This window comes from Pseudomonas helmanticensis, from assembly GCF_900182985.1.
GTDB classification, from domain to species: domain Bacteria; phylum Pseudomonadota; class Gammaproteobacteria; order Pseudomonadales; family Pseudomonadaceae; genus Aquipseudomonas; species Aquipseudomonas helmanticensis.
Genome location: NZ_FXUY01000002.1, coordinates 143,187 through 167,999 on the forward strand (window position 1 = coordinate 143,187; position 24,813 = coordinate 167,999).

The 24,813-nt window shown below is 60.9% G+C and carries 24 protein-coding genes; 9 read left to right on the forward strand and 15 right to left on the reverse strand.

The window, feature by feature from the left end:
• Nucleotides 1-13 precede the first annotated feature (13 nt).
• The 3 genes from QOL84_RS23310 to QOL84_RS23320 form a co-directional block, all read right to left on the reverse strand.
• A complete protein-coding gene (locus QOL84_RS23310) occupies nt 14-607 on the reverse strand; it encodes an HAD family hydrolase (protein ID WP_283438757.1) in 594 nt (197 codons plus the stop codon).
• Entirely contained in the window at nt 604-1,473 is an 870-nt protein-coding gene (gene tesB / locus QOL84_RS23315) for an acyl-CoA thioesterase II (protein WP_003228466.1), read from the reverse strand. The genes QOL84_RS23310 and tesB overlap by 4 nt, the downstream gene beginning before the upstream one ends.
• Before the next feature lie 109 nt (nt 1,474-1,582).
• Nucleotides 1,583-2,152, reverse strand: coding sequence for a GNAT family N-acetyltransferase (locus QOL84_RS23320; protein WP_283438758.1), 570 nt, complete (start codon nt 2,150-2,152; stop codon nt 1,583-1,585).
• An 82-nt stretch (nt 2,153-2,234) separates the two neighbouring features.
• On the opposite strand from QOL84_RS23320, the gene QOL84_RS23325 reads away from it, so the two are divergent.
• Together QOL84_RS23325 and QOL84_RS23330 are read left to right on the forward strand one after the other, a co-directional pair.
• The gene (locus QOL84_RS23325; RefSeq protein WP_283438759.1) at nt 2,235-3,155 is read left to right on the forward strand and encodes a histone deacetylase family protein; all 921 of its coding nucleotides are present in this window, start codon (nt 2,235-2,237) and stop codon (nt 3,153-3,155) included.
• A gap of 279 nt (nt 3,156-3,434) precedes the next feature.
• The gene (locus QOL84_RS23330) at nt 3,435-4,670 is read left to right on the forward strand and encodes a TIGR03862 family flavoprotein (protein WP_283438760.1); all 1,236 of its coding nucleotides are present in this window, start codon (nt 3,435-3,437) and stop codon (nt 4,668-4,670) included.
• A 235-nt stretch (nt 4,671-4,905) separates the two neighbouring features.
• On the opposite strand, the gene rhlE1 is transcribed toward QOL84_RS23330, so the two are convergent.
• The 5 genes from rhlE1 to QOL84_RS23355 form a co-directional block, all read right to left on the reverse strand.
• Nucleotides 4,906-6,243 carry an RNA helicase RhlE1 gene (gene rhlE1 / locus QOL84_RS23335; protein ID WP_283438761.1) on the reverse strand — a complete coding sequence of 446 codons (1,338 nt, stop codon included), beginning with the start codon at nt 6,241-6,243 and terminating at the stop codon, nt 4,906-4,908.
• Nucleotides 6,244-6,295: 52 nt separating this feature from the next.
• The gene (gene yedA / locus QOL84_RS23340) at nt 6,296-7,231 is read right to left on the reverse strand and encodes a drug/metabolite exporter YedA (RefSeq protein WP_283438762.1); all 936 of its coding nucleotides are present in this window, start codon (nt 7,229-7,231) and stop codon (nt 6,296-6,298) included.
• A gap of 282 nt (nt 7,232-7,513) precedes the next feature.
• On the reverse strand, nt 7,514-8,119 hold the full coding sequence (locus QOL84_RS23345) for a 3'-5' exonuclease (protein WP_053124223.1): 606 nt from the start codon (nt 8,117-8,119) through the stop codon (nt 7,514-7,516).
• A 22-nt stretch (nt 8,120-8,141) separates the two neighbouring features.
• Entirely contained in the window at nt 8,142-8,621 is a 480-nt protein-coding gene (locus QOL84_RS23350; protein WP_007949802.1) for a LabA-like NYN domain-containing protein, read from the reverse strand.
• 216 nt (nt 8,622-8,837) lie between these two features.
• Nucleotides 8,838-9,596: a DUF2076 domain-containing protein gene (locus QOL84_RS23355; RefSeq protein WP_283438763.1), complete on the reverse strand. Its 759-nt coding sequence runs from the start codon at nt 9,594-9,596 to the stop codon at nt 8,838-8,840.
• Nucleotides 9,597-9,774: 178 nt separating this feature from the next.
• Here QOL84_RS23355 and QOL84_RS23360 point away from each other — a divergent pair, with 178 nt between their 5' ends.
• Together QOL84_RS23360 and QOL84_RS23365 are read left to right on the forward strand one after the other, a co-directional pair.
• Complete coding sequence (locus QOL84_RS23360) at nt 9,775-10,449, forward strand: YciC family protein (RefSeq protein WP_283438764.1); 675 nt, start codon at nt 9,775-9,777, stop codon at nt 10,447-10,449.
• Between the two features lie 75 nt (nt 10,450-10,524).
• Nucleotides 10,525-11,604 carry an endonuclease/exonuclease/phosphatase family protein gene (locus QOL84_RS23365; RefSeq protein WP_283438765.1) on the forward strand — a complete coding sequence of 360 codons (1,080 nt, stop codon included), beginning with the start codon at nt 10,525-10,527 and terminating at the stop codon, nt 11,602-11,604.
• A gap of 105 nt (nt 11,605-11,709) precedes the next feature.
• Here the strand turns inward: QOL84_RS23365 and QOL84_RS23370 are convergent, their stop codons facing one another.
• From QOL84_RS23370 to QOL84_RS23385, 4 genes are all read right to left on the reverse strand, one after another.
• Nucleotides 11,710-12,546, reverse strand: a complete 837-nt coding sequence (locus QOL84_RS23370) for an ABC transporter ATP-binding protein (RefSeq protein ID WP_283438766.1) — start codon at nt 12,544-12,546, stop codon at nt 11,710-11,712.
• On the reverse strand, nt 12,534-13,337 hold the full coding sequence (locus QOL84_RS23375; protein ID WP_123375883.1) for an ABC transporter permease: 804 nt from the start codon (nt 13,335-13,337) through the stop codon (nt 12,534-12,536). Before QOL84_RS23375 ends, QOL84_RS23370 begins: the two co-directional genes overlap by 13 nt.
• Before the next feature lie 10 nt (nt 13,338-13,347).
• Nucleotides 13,348-14,334 (reverse strand): ABC transporter substrate-binding protein, encoded by a 987-nt coding sequence (locus QOL84_RS23380; RefSeq protein WP_283438767.1) that lies wholly within the window; start codon nt 14,332-14,334, stop codon nt 13,348-13,350.
• 516 nt (nt 14,335-14,850) lie between these two features.
• Entirely contained in the window at nt 14,851-16,341 is a 1,491-nt protein-coding gene (locus tag QOL84_RS23385; protein WP_283438768.1) for an aldehyde dehydrogenase, read from the reverse strand.
• A 221-nt stretch (nt 16,342-16,562) separates the two neighbouring features.
• On the opposite strand from QOL84_RS23385, the gene QOL84_RS23390 reads away from it, so the two are divergent.
• A complete protein-coding gene (locus QOL84_RS23390; protein ID WP_129395642.1) occupies nt 16,563-17,477 on the forward strand; it encodes a LysR family transcriptional regulator in 915 nt (304 codons plus the stop codon).
• A 191-nt stretch (nt 17,478-17,668) separates the two neighbouring features.
• Here QOL84_RS23390 and hrpB read toward each other — a convergent pair whose 3' ends face one another.
• Complete coding sequence (hrpB, locus tag QOL84_RS23395; RefSeq protein ID WP_283438769.1) at nt 17,669-20,188, reverse strand: ATP-dependent helicase HrpB; 2,520 nt, start codon at nt 20,186-20,188, stop codon at nt 17,669-17,671.
• A 110-nt stretch (nt 20,189-20,298) separates the two neighbouring features.
• On the opposite strand from hrpB, the gene QOL84_RS23400 reads away from it, so the two are divergent.
• Nucleotides 20,299-20,718, forward strand: coding sequence for a hypothetical protein (locus QOL84_RS23400; RefSeq protein ID WP_034153788.1), 420 nt, complete (start codon nt 20,299-20,301; stop codon nt 20,716-20,718).
• An 11-nt stretch (nt 20,719-20,729) separates the two neighbouring features.
• Nucleotides 20,730-21,638 carry a cation diffusion facilitator family transporter gene (locus QOL84_RS23405; RefSeq protein WP_283438770.1) on the forward strand — a complete coding sequence of 303 codons (909 nt, stop codon included), beginning with the start codon at nt 20,730-20,732 and terminating at the stop codon, nt 21,636-21,638.
• A gap of 27 nt (nt 21,639-21,665) precedes the next feature.
• Here the strand turns inward: QOL84_RS23405 and QOL84_RS23410 are convergent, their stop codons facing one another.
• Nucleotides 21,666-22,745 (reverse strand): DUF6515 family protein, encoded by a 1,080-nt coding sequence (locus tag QOL84_RS23410; protein ID WP_283438771.1) that lies wholly within the window; start codon nt 22,743-22,745, stop codon nt 21,666-21,668.
• Nucleotides 22,746-23,197: 452 nt separating this feature from the next.
• Here QOL84_RS23410 and QOL84_RS23415 point away from each other — a divergent pair, with 452 nt between their 5' ends.
• Together QOL84_RS23415 and QOL84_RS23420 are read left to right on the forward strand one after the other, a co-directional pair.
• Entirely contained in the window at nt 23,198-23,677 is a 480-nt protein-coding gene (locus QOL84_RS23415) for an Lrp/AsnC family transcriptional regulator (RefSeq protein ID WP_008081091.1), read from the forward strand.
• A 280-nt stretch (nt 23,678-23,957) separates the two neighbouring features.
• Nucleotides 23,958-24,167, forward strand: coding sequence for a DUF2788 domain-containing protein (locus QOL84_RS23420; protein ID WP_129395647.1), 210 nt, complete (start codon nt 23,958-23,960; stop codon nt 24,165-24,167).
• On the opposite strand, the gene QOL84_RS23425 is transcribed toward QOL84_RS23420, so the two are convergent.
• On the reverse strand, nt 24,162-24,797 hold the full coding sequence (locus tag QOL84_RS23425; RefSeq protein WP_129396180.1) for a pseudouridine synthase: 636 nt from the start codon (nt 24,795-24,797) through the stop codon (nt 24,162-24,164). The genes QOL84_RS23420 and QOL84_RS23425 overlap by 6 nt on opposite strands.
• Between the last annotated feature and the right edge of the window lie 16 nt (nt 24,798-24,813).

Consider the following 24,813-nt stretch of genomic DNA (forward strand, 5'->3'; position numbering starts at 1 on the left):
CGATCTTTTGATCTTAATCCAGCAACAGCCGCCGCAACTCGACACAATCCTTCGCATGCCAATCGGTCAACTCAGGCCACGGGTTATCCGGCAGATTCACCAACACCGTCCGCGCCCCCGCCGCTCGCCCGCAATCCAGATCAAAGCGGTAATCACCGACCATCACCATCTCGCTGGTCGGCACATCCCACGCATCTGCCAACTTCAGCAAACCACCCGGATGGGGTTTCGGCGGTGCTTCATCTCGGCCCAACACAGCGTCCACCGCAAAGCAGTCGGCCAGGCCAATCGCTTGCAGCGTCACATGCGCCAATTCCCGTGCATTGCGGGTGAGGATGCCGAGGCGATAACCGCGCGCATGCAGGTCACGCACCAATTCCACGGCACCGATCGCCGGGGTCGAACCCAGCGCCAGATCGCGCTCATGTTCCAGCAGCCACGCATGCTTGGCCGCTGCTTCAGCGGGCGGCAACGCAGCGAGATGCGTAAGGATGTCGTCCTCAGGCCGGATCGCCAGCGCCACGCGAATCGCCGCAAAATCGTGCACGGCGACGGTCAGCGTACCGTCCATGTCGAACACCCAATGGCGAACGTCGCTCAGGCTCATGCCCAATCCTTGCGATGACGAATCAAGCCTTCCTGCGTGACCGACGCCACCAGTTGCCCGGCGCGGTTGTACACACTGCCCCGGGAGAAACCACGGGAGTTGCCGGCCCACGGGCTGTCCATCGCGTAGAGCAACCAGTCATCGGCGCGCAGATCGTTGTGGAACCACAGCGCGTGATCGAGGCTGGCGACCTGCATGTCTTTCTGCCAGACCGATTTGCCGTGGGGCAGCATCGACGTGGTCAACAGACCAAAGTCCGAAGCGTAGGCCAGCAGGTATTTGTGCAGCGCCGGGATGTCGGCCAAGGCCCCGTCGGCACGGAACCACACGTACTTCACCGGATCGGCCGGTTGCGGGTTGTACGGGTCTTTCTCAGTGACCGGGCGCACTTCGATCGGCTTCGGGCACAGCAGCTTTTCACGCATGTGCTCGGGGATCAGGTGCGCGCGTTGCTGGGTCAACTCCAGCTCCGACGGCAGGTTTTCCGGGCCAACCACCACAGGCATCTGGCTTTGGTGCTCGAAGCCGGCTTCGTCGTACTGGAACGAAGCGCTGCACGTGAAAATCGGGTGGCCCTTCTGGATCGCCGTGACGCGGCGAGTGCTGAAGCTGCCGCCATCGCGCACGCGATCAACCGAATAGACCACCGGCAACTTGGCGTCGCCCGGACGCAGGAAATAGCCGTGCATCGAATGCACATGGCGCGCCTCTTCAACCGTCTGACTGGCCGCCGACAGCGACTGGCCGAGCACCTGACCACCGAACAACTGACGGAAACCCAAGTCCTGGCTGCGGCCACGGAACAGGTTTTCTTCGATCGGTTCCAGGGTCAGCAAGTCGACCAGATCTTCCAACACTTGGCTCATTCAGACTCTCCTCACACAAAGCAATGCCGCGCAGTCTTGGCTGCGGCGGCCGATTCAGATTCTGGCGCGGGCCAATGATATGGCGGCCATTGTAAACGTCCGTGTCGGCTTATCCATGCAAGGTTTGCAGCCATTGTTCGCGGCTGATGCGGTACAGCACATGCCTGCGCAAGGGGTGATCGACGGCGAGCTTCGGATGATCGAAATCGTCCTCCGGCGCGTGATGCATGCCGATCGCCTGCATGACTTTCTCTGAAGGCAGATTGGTCTGCGCAGTGAAGGAGACGATTTCCTTCAAGGCCAACCGGTCAAAGCCGCAACGCAGAGCGGTCCACGCCGCTTCACTGGCATAGCCCAACCCCCAATGTTCCTTGGCCAGGCGCCAGCCGATTTCCACCGCCGGGGTGAACGGCGCATCGAAGCCCACCACACCGAGGCCGGTAAAACCGATGAATTCGCCGCTGTCCTTGCGCTCCAGCGCCCACAAACCGAAACCGTGCTCGGCAAAATGCCCGCGCACCCGCCCGATCATCGACGCACTCTCCAATCGGCTCAAGGGTGACGGAAAGTAACGCATCACCTGTGGATCGGCACACATCGCCGCAAATGCCGGCAAATCCTCGTCCTGCCACTGACGCATCAACAGCCGCGCGCTTTGCAGTTCCAGTATCGGCTCCATCGTGCCCCTCCGTTTCCATGCCGCAAGTCTACATCGCTGGTAGGATCCTTCACTCTTTCCTACGTTCCTACATGAAATCGCCATGCCACTGCCGCTGATCTACCACGAAGACTACAGCCCCGAGTTTCCCGCGGATCACCGCTTCCCGATGGACAAGTTCCGTTTGTTGCGCGATCACTTGGTCGACAGCGGTCTGACCCGCGACGCTGACCTGCTGCGTCCGGAAATCTGCCCGAATGACATCCTCGCGCTCGCCCATGACCGTGCGTATATCGAACGCTACATGAGCGGCGAGTTGTCCCGCGAAGACCAGCGGCGCCTCGGCCTGCCATGGAATGAAGCCTTGGCGCGGCGTACGGTGCGCGCAGTCGGCGGGTCGATTCTGGCGGCGGAAAAAGCCCTGGAGCATGGTTTGGCCTGTCACTTGGCCGGCGGTACCCATCACGCGCATTACGATTACCCGGCGGGTTTCTGCATCTTCAATGACCTGGCGATCATCAGCCATTACCTGCTGCAAAGCGGTCGGGTCAATCGCGTGCTGATCTTCGATTGCGATGTGCATCAGGGCGACGGTACGGCGCGGATTCTTCATGACACGCCGGAGGCGATTACCGTTTCCCTGCACTGCGAGAAGAATTTTCCTGCACGCAAAGCCGAAAGTGACTGGGACATCCCGCTGCCCAAAGGCATGGGCGATGCCGATTATTTGAACGTCGTCGATGACACACTCAACTACCTGTTGCCGCTGTATCAACCGGATCTGGTGCTGTATGACGCCGGCGTCGACGTGCACAAGGACGATGCCCTCGGTTATCTGCAACTGACCGACGAAGGCGTCGCCGCCCGTGATGAAAGCGTCATGCGCCATTGCCTGGGCCGCGACATACCAGTGATGGGAGTGATCGGCGGTGGCTACAGCAAGGACCGCCACGCCCTCGCCCGCCGCCACGGCATCCTGCATCACAGCGCACAGCGGGTCTGGCAGTCACACGGTTGTCATTGAGCAGTGCTGCGTTACCCACAATCGCTGTGGAACTGCCTGTGGATAACCTGCGTGAAAGGGCCTACAGCCCACACCGCTTATGGCCTGCAGCGCACTGATCATTTTTCAACCAACATTCTGAGCCAACACTATCCTGTAGGAGTGAGCCTGCTCGCGATAGCGTCAGCACCTTCAACATTAACTTGGCTGACACACCGCTATCGCGAGCAGGCTCACTCCTACAAAAGATCTGCGCTGTTAGAATGCGCGGCTTATCCCGCCATACCGCAGCGCATGCCCATGACCCAGAATTCCGCCCGCTCCCCCGCTCACGTCGCCCTCATCGGCGGTGGCCCAGCCGGCCTGATGGCCGCCGAAGTGCTGAGCCAGGCTGGAATCCGTGTCGATCTGTACGACGGCATGCCTTCGGTGGGACGTAAATTCCTCCTCGCCGGTGTCGGTGGAATGAACATCACCCACTCCGAAGCCTATCCGGCATTCCTTTCGCGATATGCCGAACGCGCACCGCAGATCGCCCCGCTGCTGCGCGGTTTCGATGCCGATGCGCTGTGTAAATGGATTCACGACCTGGGTATCGAAACCTTCATCGGCAGCTCCGGCAGGGTTTTTCCTACTGATATGAAAGCCGCCCCCCTGCTGCGCGCCTGGCTGAAACGCCTGCGCGACAGCGGCGTAGTTATCCACACCCGCCATCGCTGGCTCGGCTGGGATGAACACGGTGCGCTGCGCATCGACAGCCCGGAAGGTGAAATCACCGTCAAACCCGACGCCACCCTGCTCGCCCTCGGCGGCGGCAGCTGGTCGCGCCTCGGATCCGACGGTGCGTGGATGCTGCCGCTGGAGCAACGCGGTGTAGGACTGGCGCCGTTGCAGCCGAGTAATTGTGGTTTTGAGGTGCAGGCCTGGAGCGAATTGATGGTCAGCAAATTCGCCGGCGCGCCGCTGAAAAATATTGCCATCGGTTTGAACGACGACGTTCCGCGCTTGGGCGAATGTGTGATCACCGCGACCGGGATTGAAGGCAGTCTGATTTACGCGCTGTCGGCGCCGATTCGGGAGGCGATCAATCAATATGGCGCGGCAGTTGTCCACATCGATCTGCTGCCCGGCCGACCTGTCGATAAATTGCAGGCGGCGTTGAGCAAGCCACGCGGTTCACGTTCGATGGCCAAACATCTGCACAGTCAGGTCGGCATTGATGGGGTGAAAGCGGCGTTGTTGCGTGAGCTGACCGATGCTGCAACTTTCGCCGACCCAGCGCTGTTGGCCCGGGCGATCAAGGCGTTGCCGCTGACACTGATCAAAACCCGTCCGCTGGACGAAGCGATCAGCAGTGCCGGTGGCGTGACGTTCGAAGCGATGGATGAGCGCTTGATGCTCAAGGCGTTGCCGGGGGTGTTTTGCGCGGGGGAGATGCTCGATTGGGAAGCGCCGACGGGCGGCTATTTGCTGACGGGGTGTTTTGCCAGTGGCCGCGCGGCAGGGTTGGGTATTGTGCAGTGGCTCGAAAGCTAAACCCTCACCCCAGCCCTCTCCCAGAGGGAGAGGGGGCCGACCGAGGTGTCTGACGCTATACCTCGACCTGAATGACCGAGTCGATTATGGACTTGGTCAGCCAGCCTAGGTGTCAGGCGAAAGCTTTGTCGATTATGGATTCACAGCCATAGGATCAGGTCGGCGTACTTCGCGAGCATCCTCCAATCAGTCCCCTCTCCCTCCGGGAGAGGGTTAGGGTGAGGGGCTTTCGACCTTAAGGCTTACGCTTGCGTGGTCCGGTGTTGAACACCGGCACTTTGCGCACAGGCTTGACTGATGGCTCCGGCGCCTGAGTCTCGCCGCTGTCGACCCACTTGCCCAGATTGCGCTTGCCGCCACCACCGGAGGTTTTCGGCTTCTTTGGTTTTTTCGGCTTCTTGATCACCTGACCGCTGGCATCGGTGTCCGGCACGCGGTGCTCAGGCTCGAAGTCCGGCTCGTTCTGCCGCGTCAAGGTCTGACGCGTGAGCATCTCGATCGCCGACAACATGTTCACTTCATCCGCGCACACCAGCGAGATCGCCTCACCGGTCGCGCCCGCACGACCCGTACGGCCGATGCGGTGGATGTAGTCTTCAGCCACGATCGGCAGATCGAAGTTGATCACCAGCGGCAAATCTTCGATGTCCAGACCACGGGCAGCCACGTCAGTCGCGACCAGAATCTGCACTTCACTGAGCTTGAAACGATCCAGCGCACGCTGACGGGTTGCCTGCGGTTTGTCGCCATGGATACCGTCGGCGTTCACGCCCAGACCCTGGAGTTTTTCCACCAGTGCATCGACGCCGTTGCGGGTCTTGGCGAACACCAGCACTTGCTTCCACTTGTTCTTGCGCATCAGGTGCACGAACAGTTCGGCCTTGCGCTTCTTGTCCACCGTCACGATCCACTGCTTGACGGTGTTGGCCGCGACGTTGCGCGGGCTGACTTCGACGGTCAGCGGATCGTCGAGCATCTGCCCGGCGAGCAGGCGGATGTCGTCGGAGAAGGTCGCGGAAAACAGCAGCGTCTGACGTTTCTTCGGCAGCACGCGGTAGATGTTCGACAGCTCCTCGGAGAAACCGAGGTCGAGCATGCGATCAGCTTCGTCGAGCACCAGGGTTTGCAGCTGATTGAATTTCAGCGCCTTCTGGCGAAACAGGTCAAGCAGACGGCCCGGGGTCGCCACCAGCAGATCAACGCCACCGCGCAGCTTCATCATTTGCGGGTTGATGCTGACGCCGCCGTAAACCGCGTAGGTGCGCAGCGGCAGGTTTTCAGCGTACTGGCGCACGGCCTCGTGAACCTGCTCGGCCAGTTCGCGGGTCGGCACCAGAATCAGTGCGCGCACCGAGTTGGCGGCGACTTTCGGCCCTTCCATGGCCAGCAACTGCAGCAGCGGCAGGGCGAAACCGGCGGTTTTGCCGGTGCCGGTCTGGGCCGCTGCCATCAGGTCGCGACCGGCCAGAACGGCCGGAATGGCTTGCGCCTGAACCGGCGTCGGGGTCTGGTAGCCGAGCTTCTCGAGGGAGCGCAGCAAGGGTTCGATCAGGCCAAGAGAGGCGAAAGTCATGGGAGTACCGTAGGAAAAAATAACGCAGGCATGCAATGCCGCGCAGTTTACCCTAATTCGTACGCGTTTCTGTGGGAACGGCTGTTGGCGCTACGACTGGCGGCTGTGCGGGCCGGCGCCACTGCGGCAGGCCGATCAACACCACGGCGCTGATGATCACCAGCATCGCCAGCGCTTCTTCGATGCCGATGGTCTCGCCAACGAACACAATCCCGAGCAACACCGCCACCGCTGGGTTGACGTAGGCATAACTGGTCGCCGCCGCCGGACGCACGTGCTTGAGCAGGTACATATAAGAGTTGAACGCGATGATCGAGCCGAAGAAGATCAGGTACGCCAACGCCAGCCAGCCTTCAATCGGCGGCAGCGCTTGCAGGTGCTCACCGCTTGCGGCGCTGCCAATCAGCAGCACCACACCGCCAATTAGCATTTCCACCGCACTGGCCATCGCGCCCTGTGGCAATGGCAGATGCTTGCTCCATACCGAACCGAACGCCCAGGTCGCCGCCGCGAAAATCAGCAACGCCGCGCCCATCGGACTCGATTGCAGGTTGGAGCCCATGTTGAGCATGGCGATGCCGATAATCCCCAACGCCACGCCGGCCCACTCCAGACGGGTATTGCGCGCGCCCCAGAAATAACCAAACAGCAAAGTAAACAGCGGCACCGTCGCCACCGCCAATGCCGCCACGCCGGAAGCCACGCCCGTGTGCTCGGCCACACTCACCGCGCCGTTACCGAAACTGAGCAGCAAAATCCCGATGATCCCCGCCGCCTTCCACTGCGCCCAGGTCGGCGCCGGTGCCCCGCGCCAGCGCAAAAACGCATACATCAACGTGCCCGCGATCACGAAGCGTACACCACCGAGCATCAGCGGTGGCCAGTACTCGACGCCGATACGGATCACCAGATAAGTCGATCCCCAAATCACATACAGCGCAAAAAACGCGGCGATCAGCGGTAAGGAAAAACGGCGCAGGGCGGACATGAGCAGCTCGACAGTCAGAGTCTTGGGATTGGATATTCTAGAAAGGCTAATGGCTAAAAATAAGTTACAAAACCTGTTAATCGCGCCGGTACACTTTTGAGCAATCAACACAGAACCAATGTGGGAGCCAGCCCTGCTGGTGATGGCGGTGAGTCAGTTGATCGTTCCCACGCTCCGCGTGGTAACGCAGCCCGGGACGCTCCGCGTGCCATCCCAAGCCGAACGCGGAGCGTCCGCTGAGGCATTCCCACGCAGAGCGTGGGAACGATCAAGTGGTGGGGATCAGCGGTAGCGTTGCAGGTGTTCGCTGACTTTCGCGGCGGGGACTTTCTGTAATTTGCACAGCAGGTCGTGCGACAGCTCGCGCACGCCGTGCTTGCCGCGCAACTCCTCTGCCAGATGCGCCATCAGGTTGGCGGCCATCTCGGCATCGGCCATGGCCCGGTGAGCCTGGCCGGTATGCGGCAGGCGCGCGAACGTGGTGAGGGTGCCGAGCTTGTGATTCGGCGCCGCCGGCATCAAGCGTCGGGCCAGCAGCAACGAACAGGCAAAGTTCTGTAGACGCGTGCGTTTGATGCGGCCCAGCTCAAAGTCCCAGAACTTCTGGTCGAACGAGGCGTTGTGCGCCACCAGCGGCGTGCAGCCGACAAACTCGTTGACCTCGTTCATCACCTGCTCGGCTGGCGGTGCGGTGCGCAGCATGGCGTTGCTGATGCCGGTCAGTTGTTCGATGAACGCGGGGACGCGCACGCCGGCGTTCATCAGGCTCTGGTAACGCTCGACGATGCGGCCGTTTTCCAGCATGACCACGGCGATTTCCGTGGCGCGACAGCTGCTGTTCGGCGAGAGGCCGGTGGTTTCAAAGTCGATGACTGCAATGCGTTCCAAACCGGGTTCAACTCCGTACAAATCAATTCTTGAGCAACAGTGCGCCTTCGATCGGCACGTAACGACTGGCAGCGCGGATCAGCGAATTGGCGGTCAGGCCGGGCACGCCATAGGCGACCGCTTGCACGCCGTGCTTGCTGATGATGCGTTCGAGCAGCATGTCGAAATCACCGTCACCGGAAGCCAGGACGATTTCGTCGACGTGGTCGGCAGCGTCCATGATGTCGAGGGTGATGCCGACGTCCCAATCACCCTTGGCCGAGCCATCGCTGCGCTGGATGTACGGCTTGAGCTTCACGGTGAAACCGAGGTTGCGCAGGATCTGCTGGAACTGCTGCTGCTTGCTGTCGCCACGGTCGATCGCGTAGGCGTAGGCCTCGACGATCTGCCCGTCCTTGCTGATGTCCGCCCACAGCGCGGCATAGTTGAAGTGGCAACCATAGGCCTGACGCACGGTGTAGTAGAGGTTCTGCACGTCGGCGAACACTGCGATTTTTTTCACCGGAGTTCCTGTGGGCGCGCAAGCGCACGAAGCGGGATCAGGCGCGTGGCCCGAAAAAGGCGCTCAGTATGCCAGTAAAAACCATTGTGGCGAGGGGGCTTGCCCCCGTTGGGTTGCGTAGCGACCCCATCTTTTCCAAGAAAGGCCTGCTGCGCAGTCCAACGGGGGCAAGCCCCCTCGCCACAGAGATTGTGTTGCTTGGTGATTGACCGTTGGTCAGACGAAGGAATCGTCGTCATCGAAGAACGATGAGTTGTCGTCGCTGTAATCGGTGTCGGTGAATCCGCCCTGGTCATTGCCAGCGAAACCGTTGTCCGCCACCCGCTGATCATCGTTCCAGCCGTTGTTGCTCTGGTCGGCGACCTGGGCCGGTTCTTCCTTGATTACCTCAACGATTTCTTCCGGCTGCTGGTTGTGATGGAACAGGCTGCTGATGCCTTGCGCCAGCATCACGCCACCGGCCACACCCGCCGCGGTTTTCAAGGCGCCGCCGAGGAAGCTGCTGCCCGCTGCGGGCGCCGCCTGTTGTGCATAGCCAGGCGGTGCTGCAGCGAAATTCTGTTGCGGTGCGGGCGCCGCGTAATTCTGCTGCGGCGCCGGTTCACGCCAGCCGCCAGTGGAGGCCGGGGCCGCGCTCGGGGTCGGCGCCGGACGTGGGCTGCCGCCGAAGATGCTCGACAGGAAACCACCACCGCCGCTCGGCGCTGGCGCGGCAGCCTGGGACTTGGCCGACTGCAACTCAGCCTGCAACTGCTGAACCTGCCGGGTCAATTGCTTGTTCTGCTCATCGAGACTTTTCAGCGCAGCCTCTTGCACCAGAATCGCCTGGGTCATGAAATAACCTGCCGCTGGCTGGCGTGTCAGGTGTTCCTTGATCCGCGTCTCGGCCTGGGCGTCGCGCGGGGCTGCCTCCGTTTCGGCCTGTTGCAGCCGGGAAAACAGTCCATCGATCAGGGTTTGCTCTTCGCTGTTCATGGCGACCTCGTAGATTGCCGGGGATAACGTTGCCCTCGTCCACGGTGGACAAGGTGCTCTCCTGTAATGGAGACGGTGACAGGATGTTTCAACGACCTTTACCGAATGTTTACGTTTGTGCCGGCGTCGGCGTCATCGGTTAAAGTGAGCCACTGTTTTCGACCTGCGATACCGACTGATGAATGCCTTCGAAGTACTGCGCGACTCCTTGTATTTTTTCAAACGCCATTTGGTCAGCATCGTGCAGTTGTGCCTGCCGCTGGTGATCTTCGAAGCGGTTTTGCTGCAACTGGTCGATCAGAACAGCGACCCGGACAGCTTTTCCTCCGTCAGCGTGGTCGTCGGCCTGCTGGTTTATCCGTTGTACACCGCGGCACTGATCCTCTTTCTCGACGCGCGTACCCGTGGCGAATCCCCGCGCACCCTTGACCTGCTGGCAATGTCTGCACGCCTGTGGCCGCGTTTCGCCCTGCTCACGGCGCTCAACACCTTGCTGATCCTGCTCGGTCTGTCGCTGTATTTCCTCCCGGGCCTGATGCTGATGGTGATGCTCGCGTTCGGCGAATACCTGTTGGTGCTGCGCGGCCTCGGCCCGTTGCAGGCAATGAAGGAAAGCCTGCGCCTGACCCGTGGCCACTTCTGGCGGATCCTGCTGTGCATTCTGTGCGTGATGACGCCGTTGTGGCTGCTCAAGGGCGCAACGCTGGCGGTGTATCCGGAGCCGCAAAACCCGGTGCTCGCCGTACTGATCGACAGCGCCCACAGCTTCCTGCAACTGTTCACCAGCGTGGTGTTGTTTCGTTTGTTCATGCTGATCAGCGAATCGCCTGACAAACGTGACGGAGCGGTCTGACAGCGCTGCACTTGGGCTTGGCGACCGCGCTCAGGTATGCTCGGGGCCACTTTCTGTAACGCTATAAGCCGAGCCATGACCCGTCTACTGCGCTACACCCTGTTGCTTGTCGTGCTCGCCATCGTCCTGATCGGCGGGCTGATCTTCAGCCTGACCTGGCGCCCCGATGCCCGCGAGACCCTGCCGGTCAGCTGCACCGTGACGCCACCGACGCTGGTGCCGGGGCAGGCGCTGAAAGTCATGACCTGGAACGTGCAGTTTCTCGCCGGCAAGCGCTACGTGTTCTGGAATGACCTGGCCCAGGGCGATGATGAATCGCCGACACAAGAAGACATGGCCTTCAGCCTCGACGAAGTGGCGCGGGTGATCCGCGATGAGCAGCCTGATGTGCTGCTGTTGCAGGAACTGGATGACGGCGCCAAGGCCAGCGATTATCAGGATCAACTGAAGCTGTTGCAGGAACGCGTTGCCGACCTGTATCCGTGCAGCGTCAGCGCCTTTGACTGGAAAGCTGACTTCGTCCCCGACCGGCATATCTTCGGCAGCGTCGGTCGGCAATTGGCAACCCTCAGCCGCTATCGCATCGAACACGCCGAACGCCTGCAATTGCCGGTGGCCTCGGCGAATGTCATCAGCCGTCAGTTCCAGCCCAAAGATGCCTTGCTCGCGACCAAGCTGCCGCTCAGCGATGGCGGGCAATTGACCGTGTTCAACACGCACCTCGAACGCGCCAGTCAGCCGAATGACACGCCGCAAGCTCAAGTGGCGGCGGTGGCCAAGGTCCTCGACAAGTATGAAAGCCAGGGCCTGCCGTGGTTGATCGGCGGCGACTTCAATCTGTTGCCGCTGGGCCAGTACCGCCGCTTGCCGGCCGAGCAGCGCACGCCCTACTCCGCCGACAGTGAATTGCATCTGCTGTGGGACAAGTACCCGATGATCCCGACCAACAACGAAGCCAGCGGCATCGACCGCGCACAATGGCTGACCCACTACCCCAACGACCCCGGTCTGAATGGCCCGGATCGCACGGTGGATTACCTGTTCTACAGCCCGAAAATCAAACGCGTGGAAGCGATGGTTCGCCAGGACGATACCCTGCGCATCTCCGATCACTTGCCAGTAATCGCCCGCTTCCTTCTCCCCGCCACTCCCTAATCCACACACCTCCTGTAGGAGCTGCCGCAGGCTGCGATCTCTTGATCTTCAAAACAACATCAAAAGATCGCAGCCTGCGGCAGCTCCTACAGGGGGATATCGGGATCAGTGGACTTCTTCGAGGTCGTCGTGCAGCAGGCCGAAGATCTGCCGTTTCATGTCGATGAACGAGCGCTCCATGACCATGTCCAGCGAGCGCGGGCGTTCGATCGGCACGTCGAGAATCTGTTTGATCCGCCCAGGTTTCGCGCCCATCACATAGACCCGGTCGCCGAGCAGAATGGCTTCGTCGATGTCGTGGGTCACGAACAATACGGTTTTCTTGCTGTTGCCCCACACCCGCAGCAACAGTTGCTGCATCTGCAATCGCGTCTGGCTGTCCAGCGCACCGAACGGTTCGTCCATCAACAGAATCTGCGGATCATTGGCCAACGCGCGAGCAATCGCCACGCGCTGCATCATCCCGCCTGACAGCTGTTTGGCGTAGTTATCGGCGAAACCGGCGAGGCCGACTTCGTTGACGTAGTAATCAACAATCTCCTTGCGCCGCGCCGCCGGCATGCCCCGGCGTTTGAGGCCGAACTCAACGTTCTGGCGCACCGTCAGCCACGGGAACAGCGTGTAACTCTGAAAGACCATGCCGCGATCCGCGCCCGGCCCTTGCACTTGCTGGCCGCCGACATAGATCTCGCCGGAGGTCGGCTCGGCCAGGCCAGCGGTCAGGTACAACAGGCTCGACTTACCGCAACCCGACGGCCCGACCAGCACCGCAAACTGCTGATCCGGCACCTCGAACGACACCTCTTCCAGCGCGGTAAACGTGCCGCCGTCAGGCTTCTTGTAACGCAGGCTGACCTTGTCTACCTGCAAGCGCGCCGCCGCTTGTGCGGGAGTCGCGACCGGTTCGATAAAACGATGATTGGCAGCAGTCACTGAGCCCATGCGGCAACCCTCAGGCGGAGAAAACGGAACAATTGATCGGTGACCAGACCCAACAGGCCGATGATCGCGATGGCGAGGAAAATCACGTCGACCTGAAACCCGCGCATGGCCTTCAGGCTGAGGTAACCCAAACCGCTGGAAGCGGCGACCAGTTCCGCCACCACCAGATACGTCCAGGCCCAGCCCATGGTCACCCGCAAGGTGTCGAGCACGCCCGGCACCGAGGCCGGTGCGATCACATGCAACACGGCGTCGCGGCGACTGGAACCCAAGGTGTAAGAGGCGTTGATCAGATCTTTGGAAATGCCTTTCGAGACGTCAGCAATCATCACCAGTTGCTGGAAGAACACGCCGAAGATAATCACCGAAACCCGCTGCTCGAGACCGATGCCAATCCACAGGATGAACAGCGGCACGAACGAGGTCACCGGCAGGTAACGGATGAAGTTCACCAGCGGCTCAAGGAAGGCCTGGACGATGCGGAAGCTGCCCATCAGCAACCCCAACGGCACCGCCACCAGCGATGACACAATGAAGCCGACCATCACTACTTCGACACTGGCCCAGACATGCGTGCCGAGCGTGCCGTCGCGACCCAGGCGCACGGCAGCTTCGACCACCGCACCCGGCGTCGGCAAAAACATCCCCGGGACGATGCCACCGTAAGAAAGCCCGGCCCAGAGACCGACCAATAACACCCAGGCCAGAGCGCTGGCGCTCCACACCACTTGCACCGGCAACGCGGTTTTCGGTGTGAGGCTGCGGCTCAGCCACGAATTGCGCTTGAACATTGCAGACCTCCTAGAGCGGGCTGACGAAACGGTTGTCGACCAGGTCGTCGTTGCTGACGTTGTACGGTTTGCCCTGCAATTCGCTGGCGGTTTCATTGGCCAGTTTAATCAGCGGTGCGCTGTCGCCCGGCTTGCCCGGTGCGCCAAGGAGTTTCTCGCTCATGGCTTGATCGTAGAAACGCACGCCTTGTGCGGCGGCGGCCAGTTCCTTCGGATCGGACAGGTAACCGCCGACGCCTTTCGCCATGATCTTGTAAGCGTCTTCCGGATGATCCTTGGTGTATTGCACGGCTTTGTACAAACCGCTGACCAGCGCCTTGACGTCTTCCGGCTGCTTGTCGATGACGCTGCAATTGAGTGCGACCACATCGACGATCACACCGGGGGTGCTGCTGCTGTCGATCAGCACTTTGCCTTGCTGCTTGTCGCGGACCATCGACAGGTGCGGTTCCCAAGTGACAGCAGCGGGCACGCGACCGGCGATGAATGCGGTGGCGGCATCGTCAGCGGTCATGTTCTGCACGGTGATGTCGCTCATCTTCATGCCGTTCTTTTTCAGCAGGTAGGAGAGCCAGAACTGCGAGGTTGAACCCTCGTTGACCGCGACGGATTTGCCCTTGAGTTCTTGCAGGCTCTTCACATCTTTACCGACCAGCACACCGTCGCCGCCATGGCTGTCATCCAGCGCCGCGACCGCTTTGAAGCAGAACTGCGGGCGATACTTGAGCACCTCATCGATGGTCGACGCCGAGCCGGACAATTGCCCGGACGCCTGCGCGGCCATGTACATCGACGCCTCTTCGACCACTGGCAATTCGACGGTCAGGCCGTTTTCCTTGAAGTAGCCAAGGTCTTGCGCCAGATAGAGCGTGCCGTAGCCGACCCAGGTGGTGTGGCCGATGGACAAGGTGCCGGCCTGGGCGCTGGTCGCGACCGTGGCGGCCAGAGCGGTGATTGCCAGAGGATGAGTGAGACGAATACACAAGGACTTGATCATGGAGCACTCCCGACGCTGTTGATTTAGTTTTGTCATGGGCAGTACGGTCGCCGGCCGTTGTGCAGTTGCTGCCGTTGGTCTCTCGCGGACGCTTGGGCAGACAACATTCGGCTGGCGGGCAAGATCGATGGTGGCCCATGTGCGCGGTGAGGAAAATCAGGAAATTGTTGGCTGCAAATGATGAAAAAACTGGGTAGTGCGCACCGCTGAAGAGCGGGGTTGGCGGGGATGCTCGACTAGGGTGCAGATCGGGGATTAATGGTGAATTGGAGAATGTCATCGCTGGCAAGCCAGCTCCCACAGTGATATCCGGTGTACTTCGGATTTTTGGGCAACACTGAACCTGTAGGAGTGAGCCTGCTCGCGATAGCGTCAGGTAAGTCGATAATTTGTTGACAGACCCACCGCTATCGCGAGCAGGCTCACTCCTGCAATGATCTCGGATGTGCCCCGTATTTTGTGAACACCGCAGAAACCTGTGGGAGCTGGCTTGCCAGCGATGGGGGCGACTCGGTCTCAGCGCAGTTGGAACCAGGTGGTTTTCAGTTGGGTGTATTTATCGAACGAATGCAGCGATAGATCCCGGCCAAAACCCGATTGTTTGCCGCCGCCGAAAGGCACGCTGACATCCAGTGCATCCACCGTATTGACCGACACCGTACCAGCGCGCAACTGCCGCGCCACTCGATGGGCGCGGTTAAGGTCATCCGTCCACAACGAAGCAGCCAATCCGTAAACACTGTCATTGGCCAGCCGCAGCGCCTCTGCCTCATCATCGAACGGCATCACCGCCAGCACTGGCCCAAACACCTCTTCACGAAACAACTGCATATCCGCAGTCACACCGGTAAAAATCGTCGGTTCAATAAAATTATCCGAGCCGTTAAAACGCCGCTGCTGCCCACCACAAACCCGCGTCGCCCCCGACTGCTCGGCATTGCGAATAAAACCCATGATGCTCGCCGTCTGTTTGTGATCGACGATGGCCCCAGCACTGCTCTGCGGATCCAGCGGATCGCCTGGCAACCAACGCTCGGCCTGCGCTTTCAGACGCTCGACGAACTCATCATGAATCGAACGCTGCACCAACAAACGCGAATTGGCCGAGCAGACTTCACCCTGATTGAAGAAGATCCCGAACGCGGCTTTTTCCGCCGCCAGATCGAGATCCTGACAGTCGGCGAACACCAGATTGGCACTCTTGCCGCCGCACTCCAGCCAAACCTGCTTGAGGTTCGATTGCGCGGAGTACTGCATGAAATATTTGCCGACCTGGGTCGAGCCGGTGAACACCAGACAATCGACGTCCGCGTGCAAACCCAGCGCCCTGCCAGTCTGCTCGCCAAGCCCCGGCAACACGTTGAGCACACCCGGCGGCAGCCCCGCTTCCAGCGCCAACTCAGCCAGACGCAACGCTGAAAACGGTGACTGCTCGGCCGGTTTGAGGATCACCGAATTGCCTGCCGCCAGCGCCGGCGCGAGCTTCCATGCAGCCATGTCCAAGGGGAAATTCCACGGCACCACCGCCGCCACCACACCCAGCGCTTCACGGGTAATTGTCGCCAACACATTCGGCGCACTGGGCGCGACCTGATCGTAGAGTTTGTCGATCGCTTCGGCGTACCAGCGGAACACGCCCGCAGCGCCCGGCACATCGATGTTGTAGGCGTCCATCACCGGTTTGCCCATGTTCAGCGAATCGAGCAGCGCCAGTTCTTCACGATGCGTCATCAGCAAATCAGCCAGACGCAACAGCACTTGCTTGCGCTCAGCCGGGGAGCGTTGCGACCAGATACCGGCCTCGAATACTTGCCGCGCATTGCGCACGGCGAGGTCGACATCCTCCTCGCCACACGCCGCAACATTGGCCAGACACTCGCCAGTCGCGGGGTTGATCGCAGCAAACGTCTGCCCCGAACGCGCCGCGCAATGTATGCCGTCAATCACGGCCTGATCGGGAAACTTCAACGCAACGGCACGGCGCTGCCACTCTGCAAGCTCGAACACGACGGATGCTCCTTGGGCTTTATTGTGCCTCGATGGTCGCTCAGCCTCGCGCGGGCTAAAAATAGTAAAAATGTCTTCGCAGGCAATAAAAACACTGGGCAATGACTTCCCCCAAATGCTGCGCAGGTGGCTATGGTTGAGGGATAAGAACATCGTCGTGCAACGGACCTGGCGGCGCACAAATTGCTTGGAAGTCGAGTCCGCTCGTCCTGAGGTTTGCCGTGGCCGCCTACAATTTGCGTCAGCTGAAATACTTCATCACCACCGTCGAATGCGGCAGCGTTGCCGAGGCGTCACGCAAGCTGTATATCGCGCAGCCGGCGATCTCCACCGCGATCAAAGGCCTGGAAGACAGTTTCGGCGTGCAACTGCTGATCCGTCATCACGCCCAAGGTGTGTCGCTGACCCCAAGCGGTGCGCGGTTTTTTCGCAAGGCTCAAGAATTGTTGCGCATGGCCAAGGAGTTCGAGCAGAACGCGTTGGCCGACAACGACATCGTCGCCGGGCAGATCGATATCGGTTGCTTCGAAACGGTAGCGCCGTTGTACTTGCCGCAATTGATCGCCGGGTTCTCGGCGCTGTATCCGGGGGTGAAAATTCGTATCCGTGACGGCGAGCAACAGGAGTTGGTGCAAGGCCTGACGTCGGGCACGTTTGATCTGGTCATCCTGTATGAACATGAGCTCGACGCGACGATCCAGACCGAGCCGCTGATGCCCGCGCAACGGCCGTATGCGCTGCTACCCGCCGACCATCGTTTTGCCGAGTACAAGCAGGTTTCACTGCGCGACTTGTGCCTGGAACCGATGATCCTGCTCGACGTGCAGCCGAGCCGGACTTATTTCGTCAGCCTCTTCGAAGAGCTGGGCTTAACACCGCGTATCGAGTTCAGTTCACCCTCGATCGAGATGGTGCGCGGGATGGTTGGCCAGGGTTTCGGCTTCTCGATTCTGGTCACCCGCCCGCATTCGGAATGCACCTACGACGGCAAGAAAGTCGTGTGCGTGGACATCGTCGAAGACGTCACCGGTTCAGGCTTGGTCGCCGCGTGGCTCAAGCGTGGGCAGTTGACCAAACCGGCGCAGTTGTTCGCCGATTATTGCCGCGAACAACTGACGGCCAAGACGCACCACTAAAAATCGGATCATGCCGCAAAAACCTGTGGGAGCGAGCCTGCTCGCGAAGGCGTAGTATCAGGCAACAGATGCGTCGACTGAAACGACGCCTTCGCGAGCAGGCTCGCTCCCACAGTAGATCGGTGTCGGACCGTAATTCTGTGGCCGATTCAATCCTGTAGGAGCTGCCGAAGGCTGCGATCTTTTGACCTTCACGTACTGCGCGGCTTGGCCCGCGCAGTCGCCTCGGCCACCAACGGATCATCCGGCCAGTAATGCTTCGGATAGCGTCCCTTCAAATCCTTCTTCACCTCGGCATAGGTACTGCGCCAGAAGTTCGCCAGATCCTGCGTCACCTGCACCGGTCGCCGCGCCGGCGACAGCAGATGCAACTTGACCACCTGCCGCCCGCCGGCAATCCGTGGCGTATCCGCCAGCCCGAACAACTCCTGCAAACGCACCGCAAGAATCGGTGGAAACTCGCTGTAGTCCAGACGAATCGACGACCCCGACGGCACGCTCAGATGATGCGGCGCCAGCTCATCGAGCTTTTGCGGCAACGGCCACGGCAGCAGGTTGCGAACGATGCTCGACAGATCGAGATTGGCAAAATGACTGAGCCGCGAGACCTTGCCCAGATACGGCATCAGCCAATCTTCGAGGGTGTCCAGCAGCGTCGCATCACTGACATCCGGCCATTGGCTTTCAGCTTGCGAACCCAATTCAAGCTGCCGCAACAACGCCACCCGCGCCTGCCACTGACGCAGTTCGGGCGTCCACGGCAGCAACTCCAGACCTTTGCGCCGCACCAGATTGACCAGTGCCTGACTGCGCGCATTTTCATCGAGACCGGTCAGCGGTTCACGGCTGAGAATCAGCTCGCCAACCTTGCGCTGACGCTCGGCGCGCAGCACGCCTTCGCGCTCGTCCCAGTCGAGTTGATCGACATTGCGTACCTGTTCGGCGAGCACGGAATCGAGCAGCGCCGGATCGAAATCCGCCGCCAGATAAATCCGTTCTTCGCGCTGGCCCTGACGGCTGCCGAGGTCGGCGATGACGATCCACGGCTCTTTCATCAGGCTGTCGGCTTCGGCGAACAGCGCCGCACGACCGTTGGCCAGCCGATATTCCGCGCCACCGGCACGCCGCTGTTGCGCGACGCGATCCGGATACGCCAGCGCCAGCAAGGCACCGAGCCAGCGCGGATGATTGGGATCGCTGACCGGCTCGCTGGCCTTGCCGCGCAGGTAACCGCGATATTGCCGCGCCAGTTGCCGGGCACGCTGCACACCGCCCTGCGCACCACGGGCGGCGCGTGCTTCGCCGGACAGCAGCACCAGGCGGCTGTGCAAATCCGCGCCGGCGCCACGCAAGATATCGCGCTCGCCGAGCAACGCGGCGACATCGCACGCCATGTTGGCCAGACCCAACGCCTGACCGCGAAGGAGCAAATGACCGATGCGCGGATGCGCCGGCAGCTCAGCCATGGCCTGACCGTGAGTGGTCAGCGCTTCGCCTTCCAGTGCACCGAGTCGTTGCAGCAAATCCTGCGCCTGTGCATAAGCGGCGGCTGGCGGAACATCGAGCCACACCAGTTCGCCCGGCGTCACCCCCCAACGTCCGAGTTGCAGCGCGAGACTGGCGAGATCCGCCGAGAGAATTTCCGCACTGCCATAAGCGGCGAGTTGTTCGTGTTGATCCTGCGACCACAAGCGATAACAAACACCCGGTTCCAGTCGCCCTGCCCGACCGGCACGCTGAGTGGCGCTGGCCTTGGAAATCCGTTGGGTATCGAGGCGCGTCATGCCGCTGCCGGGATCGAAACGCGGCACCCGCGCCAGCCCGGCGTCGATCACCACGCGCACGCCGTTGATGGTCAGGCTGGTCTCGGCGATGTTGGTCGCCAGCACCACTTTGCGCTGACCGGCCGGCGCCGGATCGATCGCCGCGCGCTGCGCATTGAGGTCGAGTTCACCGTGCAACGGACAGAGCAAAACGTCACTGCGCTCACCGATCGCGTCGGCCAATTGTTGATGCACACGACGAATTTCCGCCTGCCCCGGCAGAAACACCAACACGCTGCCGGTTTCATCGTGCAGCGCTTCAAGCACGGTTTGCGTGACCCGCTGATCAATGTATTCGCCAGGCTGAAACGGCCGGCCCCAGCGCATCGTCACCGGATACATGCGACCTTCGCTGCGCAGGATCGGCGCGTCGTCGAGCAATCCGGCCAGACGTTCACCTTCCAGCGTGGCCGACATCAGCAGAATCTTCAGCGGCTGTTCAGCTCGAAACAACTCGCGACCGTTCAGACTTAAGGCCAGCGCCAGATCGGCGTCGAGGCTGCGTTCGTGAAATTCGTCGAAGATCAGCAGGCCCACGCCTTCCAGCGCCGGGTCGTCCTGCAAGCGCCGGGTGAGAATGCCTTCGGTGACCACTTCGATACGTGTGTTGGGGCCGACCTTGCTGTCGAGGCGAATGCGATAACCGACGGTTTCACCGACCTTCTCGCCCAGCTCACTGGCCAGACGCTCTGCAGCTGCACGCGCGGCGAGACGGCGCGGTTCAAGCATCAGAATGGTCTGCCCGGCCAGCCACGCTTCATTGAGCAGGGCCAAGGGCACACGGGTGGTTTTACCGGCGCCGGGCGGAGCTTCGAGCACGGCTTCGTGGCGTGTCGCGAGGGCTTCACGCAGGGCGGGTAAAACATCGTCGATCGGCAAAGAATTCATGCTGGCTCCCAAACAGAGGGCCGAGTATAACGGCGAACTGCAAGGCGTTCGTCAGGGTCTTAACTTCACTCGACAACGCTTCGTTCTTAGATCAATCAGGAGATTTCCCCATGCGCTTACCTTTTCGCCTGATCGGCGGTGTACTGGTCGCCACCCTGCTCACGCAAATCACCGCGTGCGGTTCGATTTTCTACCCGGACCGTCGCGGTCAGATCGACGGCAAAGTCGACCCGGCGATTGCCGTGCTGGATGCCGTGGGCCTGCTGTTCTATATCATTCCCGGCCTGATCGCGTTTGCCGTCGATTTCGCCACTGGCGCGATCTACTTCGAACCGGGCCACACCGCGCAGATCGATCCGGCCAAGCTCAAACAAGCCATCGGCCCGGACGGTCAGGTCGATAATCACAAGCTACAGGCTATTCTCGAAAGCGAACTTGGACGGGACTTTCCTCTGGACGACCCGCGCCTGATTCAGCACAAGGGCAGTACTCAACAACTGGCCATGTTCGGCCTGCAACCCGCCGCTTAAAAGGACGTTCAATGACCACCAGCCCCGAACACGCCCGCCTCCTGCGGCTGGCGACCCGCGCCTCGGTGGCGGTCGCCTGCACGCTGATCGTCGCCAAAGCCATCGCCTGGTGGCTGAGCGGTTCAGTCAGCATGCTCGCCGGCCTCACCGACTCGGCGCTGGATGGCATCACCTCGATGCTCAATCTGCTGGCGGTGCATTACGCGTTGCGTCCGGCCGATGACGATCACCGTTATGGCCACGGCAAGGCGGAATCGCTGGCGGGCATGGCGCAGGCGTTGTTCATTGGCGGCAGTGCGGTGCTGATCGCGTTCCAGGCGTACGAACGATTGCATGATCCGCAACCGCTTGGCGCGCCATGGCTGAGCATCGGTGTGATCGTGTTTTCGCTGCTGCTGACGGCGGCGCTGCTGGTGTTGCAGCATCGGGTGATCAAGCAGACCGGTTCCAACGCCGTACGCGCCGATTCGCTGCACTATCGTTCGGACATGTTGCTCAACGGCAGCATTCTGATCGCGCTGATCCTCGCCGGGTTCGGCTTTGATCAACTGGATGCGTGGTTCGGTCTGGGCATTGCTGCGTACATTCTGTGGAGCGCGATCCAGATCGCCCGGGAAAGTTTTTCGGTGCTGATGGATGAGGAACTGCCGGCGGACGTCAGTCAGCACATGCTCGAACTGGCCTGCAGTGTGCCGGGGGTGTTGGGCGCGCATGACTTGCGCACGCGGATCTCCGGCAACCACTGGTTCGTGCAGTTGCACCTGGAATTGCCGGGAGAATTGACCCTGTCAGTGGCGCACGGCATCAGCGATCAAGCCGCCGATGCCATCCACAAAGCCTACCCGCGAGCCGAAGTGCTGGTGCACGCCGACCCGATAAAAGCAGCTACAAGTCGCGAGCCGCAAGCTTCAAGCTTGTAGCTCGAAACTTGCTGCTCGCAGCTGCTTCTATCTGACCTGATAACCGCGACTGCTCAGGCAATTGCCCTGCGCCTGACGGTACGCCTGAACCACTTCGGGCGCCGGTTGATACGTCGCGGTGCGCGGGTCGAAGCCGCTTTGCTGCACGGCGTACTGATAACACTGGTAACCGTCCTGCTGCACTTGCTCCGGCGACTGGCCGTTGGCCGGATAGGCTTCGACGTCATAACCCTGGGATTGCGGCTGCGGTTGCGGCTGTTGCTGCACAGGCGGCTCGACGACCACGTAATCCTGCGTCGCTTCCTGATAGGCGTAATAGGAACCGGCGGCGAGGAACAGCAGCGATCCACCGATCCACACTTCGCGGGCATAATCCGGCAGATACTGCGTGCGGATCCCGCGCGGCGGCTGCACGACGATGTAGCGTGGGCCTTGCGGGCGATACCAGTAACCGCCGGAATAGAAGTAATCCTGACCACGATACGGCACGCGGTAATCGCGGTCCGGGAAGCGGTCGATCACATGCCCCGGCCGATATTGCGGGCCTGGCCCCCACCCATTGCCATGCCCGTCCGGACGCCCCGGCCAGCGATTGTCATCGGGCGGCCGGTTATTGGTCTGCCAATGCTGATTGTTGTAACCGTTCAGCGGACGCTCGTCGCGGTAGTAACCCTGGCGTGGCTCCTGCGTCTGGCGCACGGCGTCGGGGCGCGGCTGGATCGGCAGGCTGTTGGCCGGCAGTTGTGGCGGCGGTGGCGGCTGGCGTACCGGATTGGGGTTGTACGCGGGACGGTTCTGATCGTGGTTCTGCCACTGGCCATTATTGTTGTGCTGCTGGCCGTTGTGCTCGAACTGGCGGCTGTTGTCGCCACGAATGATCTCGTTGTTCTGTGGCCGCGGTTGATTCTGCGGCGGCTGATTTTGAGATGGATTGTTCTGCGGGCGCGGCTGGTTGTTGCCGCCATGGCCCTGATTGTTGCCCTGATGATCCTGGCCATGGCCACCGCCATCCGGTCCACGATTCTGCGGTTCATCGGCAAGCGTTTGCACACTGACACTCACACACAGCAAACCAACACCGGCCAGACGCCAGATGCGCGAATTCATGCTTTTCCTCACTGCGGGACCTGCAAAGGTAAGAGGGCTTGTAGCTAAGACCGGGAATACCCACGGCGGGTTCTGCAACAGGTTATCAGTCGCGCAACTTATTTATTGAGCGCGACCGCATGAAATCGCAGGCAAGAAAAAAGGGAGACCCGTCGGCCTCCCTTCTAGAGAACTTCGTCCTGGCTCGACGCTTTTGACGTCGGCTCACCTCACGCCGTCTTCTGGACAGTGTGCAGCTCGGGGGCCGGCACAACCCCGGTGGGGGTGGCGGCCGCGGCGGGCCTGATAGGGCGGGCCGCGTGGACTGTGTTACCGAGCAGTGATTCTGGTGATAAGAATAGGCCCGAGGCGGCGACAGATGATTGCGAAGATTGCTGAAATAAACACCACTTGCGCAATTTTTAACCCTGGATAGATAATCCGCCGCAATAGTTACAACCAAGGACAGATTGATGAGCAAACTCGACCGTTACGACCTGAGCATTTTGGCGGAATTGCAGCGCGATGCCCGCATCTCCAACCAGGAATTGGCCGAGCGCATCGGTCTGTCGCCTTCGCCATGCTCGCGACGGGTCAAGCAGTTGGAAGACGACGGCTACATCTCACGCCAGGTGGCGTTGCTCGATCGCAAAATGCTCGGGCTGAGCCTGACTGCGTACGTGCTGATCGGCATGGACCGCCATACCCCTGAGCGTTTCGAGAATTTTGAGGCGGCGATTCGCACGTTGCCGCAGGTGTTGGAGTGCAGCCTGGTGACGGGCGTGGATGCCGATTACCAGTTGAAAGTAGTGGTGCCGGACATGGATCACTATCAGAAACTGTTGCTGGGGCATCTCACCCGGATTGAGGGCGTGACCAGCGTGCGCTCGAGTTTTGTGCTGAATCAGGTGTTGAACAGCACGGAACTACCCTTGACCCACCTGCGCAACTGATCAAAAGCCCCTCACCCCAGCCCTCTCTCAGGGGGTGAGGGGGCCGACCGAGAGATGCTGAAGAAGTACGCCGACCTGAGCGTTCTGCTGTGAATCCATAATCGACTCGATCTTTCAGGTCGATGTATCACGCCAGACACTTCGGTCAGTCCCGTCTCCCTCTGGGAGAGGGCTAGGGTGAGGGCAACAGTTCCGGATCAGCCCCAGATCAATGCCTCCCCGCACACCTTGGCGTATACTCGCCGCGCCCTTTTAGCCGCGTGAGTGCCGGAGATAGCCAATGGATCCTGCAGTATTGGAAGAGTGGATGATGACCGGCCTGGTCAGCATCCTGATCATTTTCATGGGTTTCATCGTCTGGGATCTGGCGAAGAAGTCCAAGGCCGGGCGCTTTGGCTCGTTCATTCTGTTCTTCGTGCTGGGCCTGGGCGTGGCCGCATTCATCATCAAGAGTGTGGTGATCGGCCTGATCGAATCCGGCGCTCTATAGGCGCGCCGGCACTTCTTTCCACTGGCCCTGATCAAGCCCTTCGATCGACCAGTCACCAATCTTCACCCGCACCAGGCGCAACGTCGGCAGGCCGACCGCCGCCGTCATGCGTCGCACCTGACGGTTGCGCCCTTCGCGAATCACCAATTCCAGCCATGAGGTCGGTACGGTCATGCGAAAGCGCACCGGAGGGTTGCGCGGCCACAACTGCGGTTCTTCCAGCTGCCGTGCTTCGGCGGGTAACGTCATACCGTCGTTCAGTTCGACGCCGTCACGCAAACGCTGCAACTGCTCGGCTGTCGGCACGCCTTCGACCTGCACCCAATAAGTCTTGGCCAGCTTGTGTTTAGGATCGGCAATCCGCGCCTGCAACTGGCCGTCGTTGGTCAATAGCAGCAAACCTTCGCTGTCACGATCAAGTCGCCCGGCCGGATAGATGCCGGGCACATCGATGAAATCCTTGAGCGTCGCCCGCCCCTCACCGTCGCTGAATTGTGTCAGCACATCGAACGGTTTGTTGAACAGGATCAGTTTCGGCTCGGCCGGTGGTGCCTTGGCAACACGGCGCGGTGAAGAAGACTGAGGCTTCGCGCCGGGGCGGCGGGAAGGTGGACGCTGCGGACTGGACATGGCGAAAAAGAACATC

What these genes read in the sequence shown, in the direction of transcription:
- QOL84_RS23370 (WP_283438766.1), bottom strand. Translation starts at nt 12,546, where the DNA reads ATGGGCTCAGTGACTGCTGCCAATCATCGTTTTATCGAACCGGTCGCG.
- QOL84_RS23400 (WP_034153788.1), top strand. Translation starts at nt 20,299, where the DNA reads ATGCGCTTACCTTTTCGCCTGATCGGCGGTGTACTGGTCGCCACCCTG.
- QOL84_RS23405 (WP_283438770.1), top strand. Translation starts at nt 20,730, where the DNA reads ATGACCACCAGCCCCGAACACGCCCGCCTCCTGCGGCTGGCGACCCGC.
- QOL84_RS23410 (WP_283438771.1), bottom strand. Translation starts at nt 22,745, where the DNA reads ATGAATTCGCGCATCTGGCGTCTGGCCGGTGTTGGTTTGCTGTGTGTG.
- QOL84_RS23380 (WP_283438767.1), bottom strand. Translation starts at nt 14,334, where the DNA reads ATGATCAAGTCCTTGTGTATTCGTCTCACTCATCCTCTGGCAATCACC.
- QOL84_RS23325 (WP_283438759.1), top strand. Translation starts at nt 2,235, where the DNA reads ATGCCACTGCCGCTGATCTACCACGAAGACTACAGCCCCGAGTTTCCC.
- QOL84_RS23360 (WP_283438764.1), top strand. Translation starts at nt 9,775, where the DNA reads ATGAATGCCTTCGAAGTACTGCGCGACTCCTTGTATTTTTTCAAACGC.
- QOL84_RS23425 (WP_129396180.1), bottom strand. Translation starts at nt 24,797, where the DNA reads ATGTCCAGTCCGCAGCGTCCACCTTCCCGCCGCCCCGGCGCGAAGCCT.
- tesB (WP_003228466.1), bottom strand. Translation starts at nt 1,473, where the DNA reads ATGAGCCAAGTGTTGGAAGATCTGGTCGACTTGCTGACCCTGGAACCG.
- QOL84_RS23320 (WP_283438758.1), bottom strand. Translation starts at nt 2,152, where the DNA reads ATGGAGCCGATACTGGAACTGCAAAGCGCGCGGCTGTTGATGCGTCAG.
- QOL84_RS23415 (WP_008081091.1), top strand. Translation starts at nt 23,198, where the DNA reads ATGAGCAAACTCGACCGTTACGACCTGAGCATTTTGGCGGAATTGCAG.
- QOL84_RS23355 (WP_283438763.1), bottom strand. Translation starts at nt 9,596, where the DNA reads ATGAACAGCGAAGAGCAAACCCTGATCGATGGACTGTTTTCCCGGCTG.
- QOL84_RS23375 (WP_123375883.1), bottom strand. Translation starts at nt 13,337, where the DNA reads ATGTTCAAGCGCAATTCGTGGCTGAGCCGCAGCCTCACACCGAAAACC.
- QOL84_RS23330 (WP_283438760.1), top strand. Translation starts at nt 3,435, where the DNA reads ATGACCCAGAATTCCGCCCGCTCCCCCGCTCACGTCGCCCTCATCGGC.
- yedA (WP_283438762.1), bottom strand. Translation starts at nt 7,231, where the DNA reads ATGTCCGCCCTGCGCCGTTTTTCCTTACCGCTGATCGCCGCGTTTTTT.
- QOL84_RS23365 (WP_283438765.1), top strand. Translation starts at nt 10,525, where the DNA reads ATGACCCGTCTACTGCGCTACACCCTGTTGCTTGTCGTGCTCGCCATC.
- hrpB (WP_283438769.1), bottom strand. Translation starts at nt 20,188, where the DNA reads ATGAATTCTTTGCCGATCGACGATGTTTTACCCGCCCTGCGTGAAGCC.
- rhlE1 (WP_283438761.1), bottom strand. Translation starts at nt 6,243, where the DNA reads ATGACTTTCGCCTCTCTTGGCCTGATCGAACCCTTGCTGCGCTCCCTC.
- QOL84_RS23420 (WP_129395647.1), top strand. Translation starts at nt 23,958, where the DNA reads ATGGATCCTGCAGTATTGGAAGAGTGGATGATGACCGGCCTGGTCAGC.
- QOL84_RS23310 (WP_283438757.1), bottom strand. Translation starts at nt 607, where the DNA reads ATGAGCCTGAGCGACGTTCGCCATTGGGTGTTCGACATGGACGGTACG.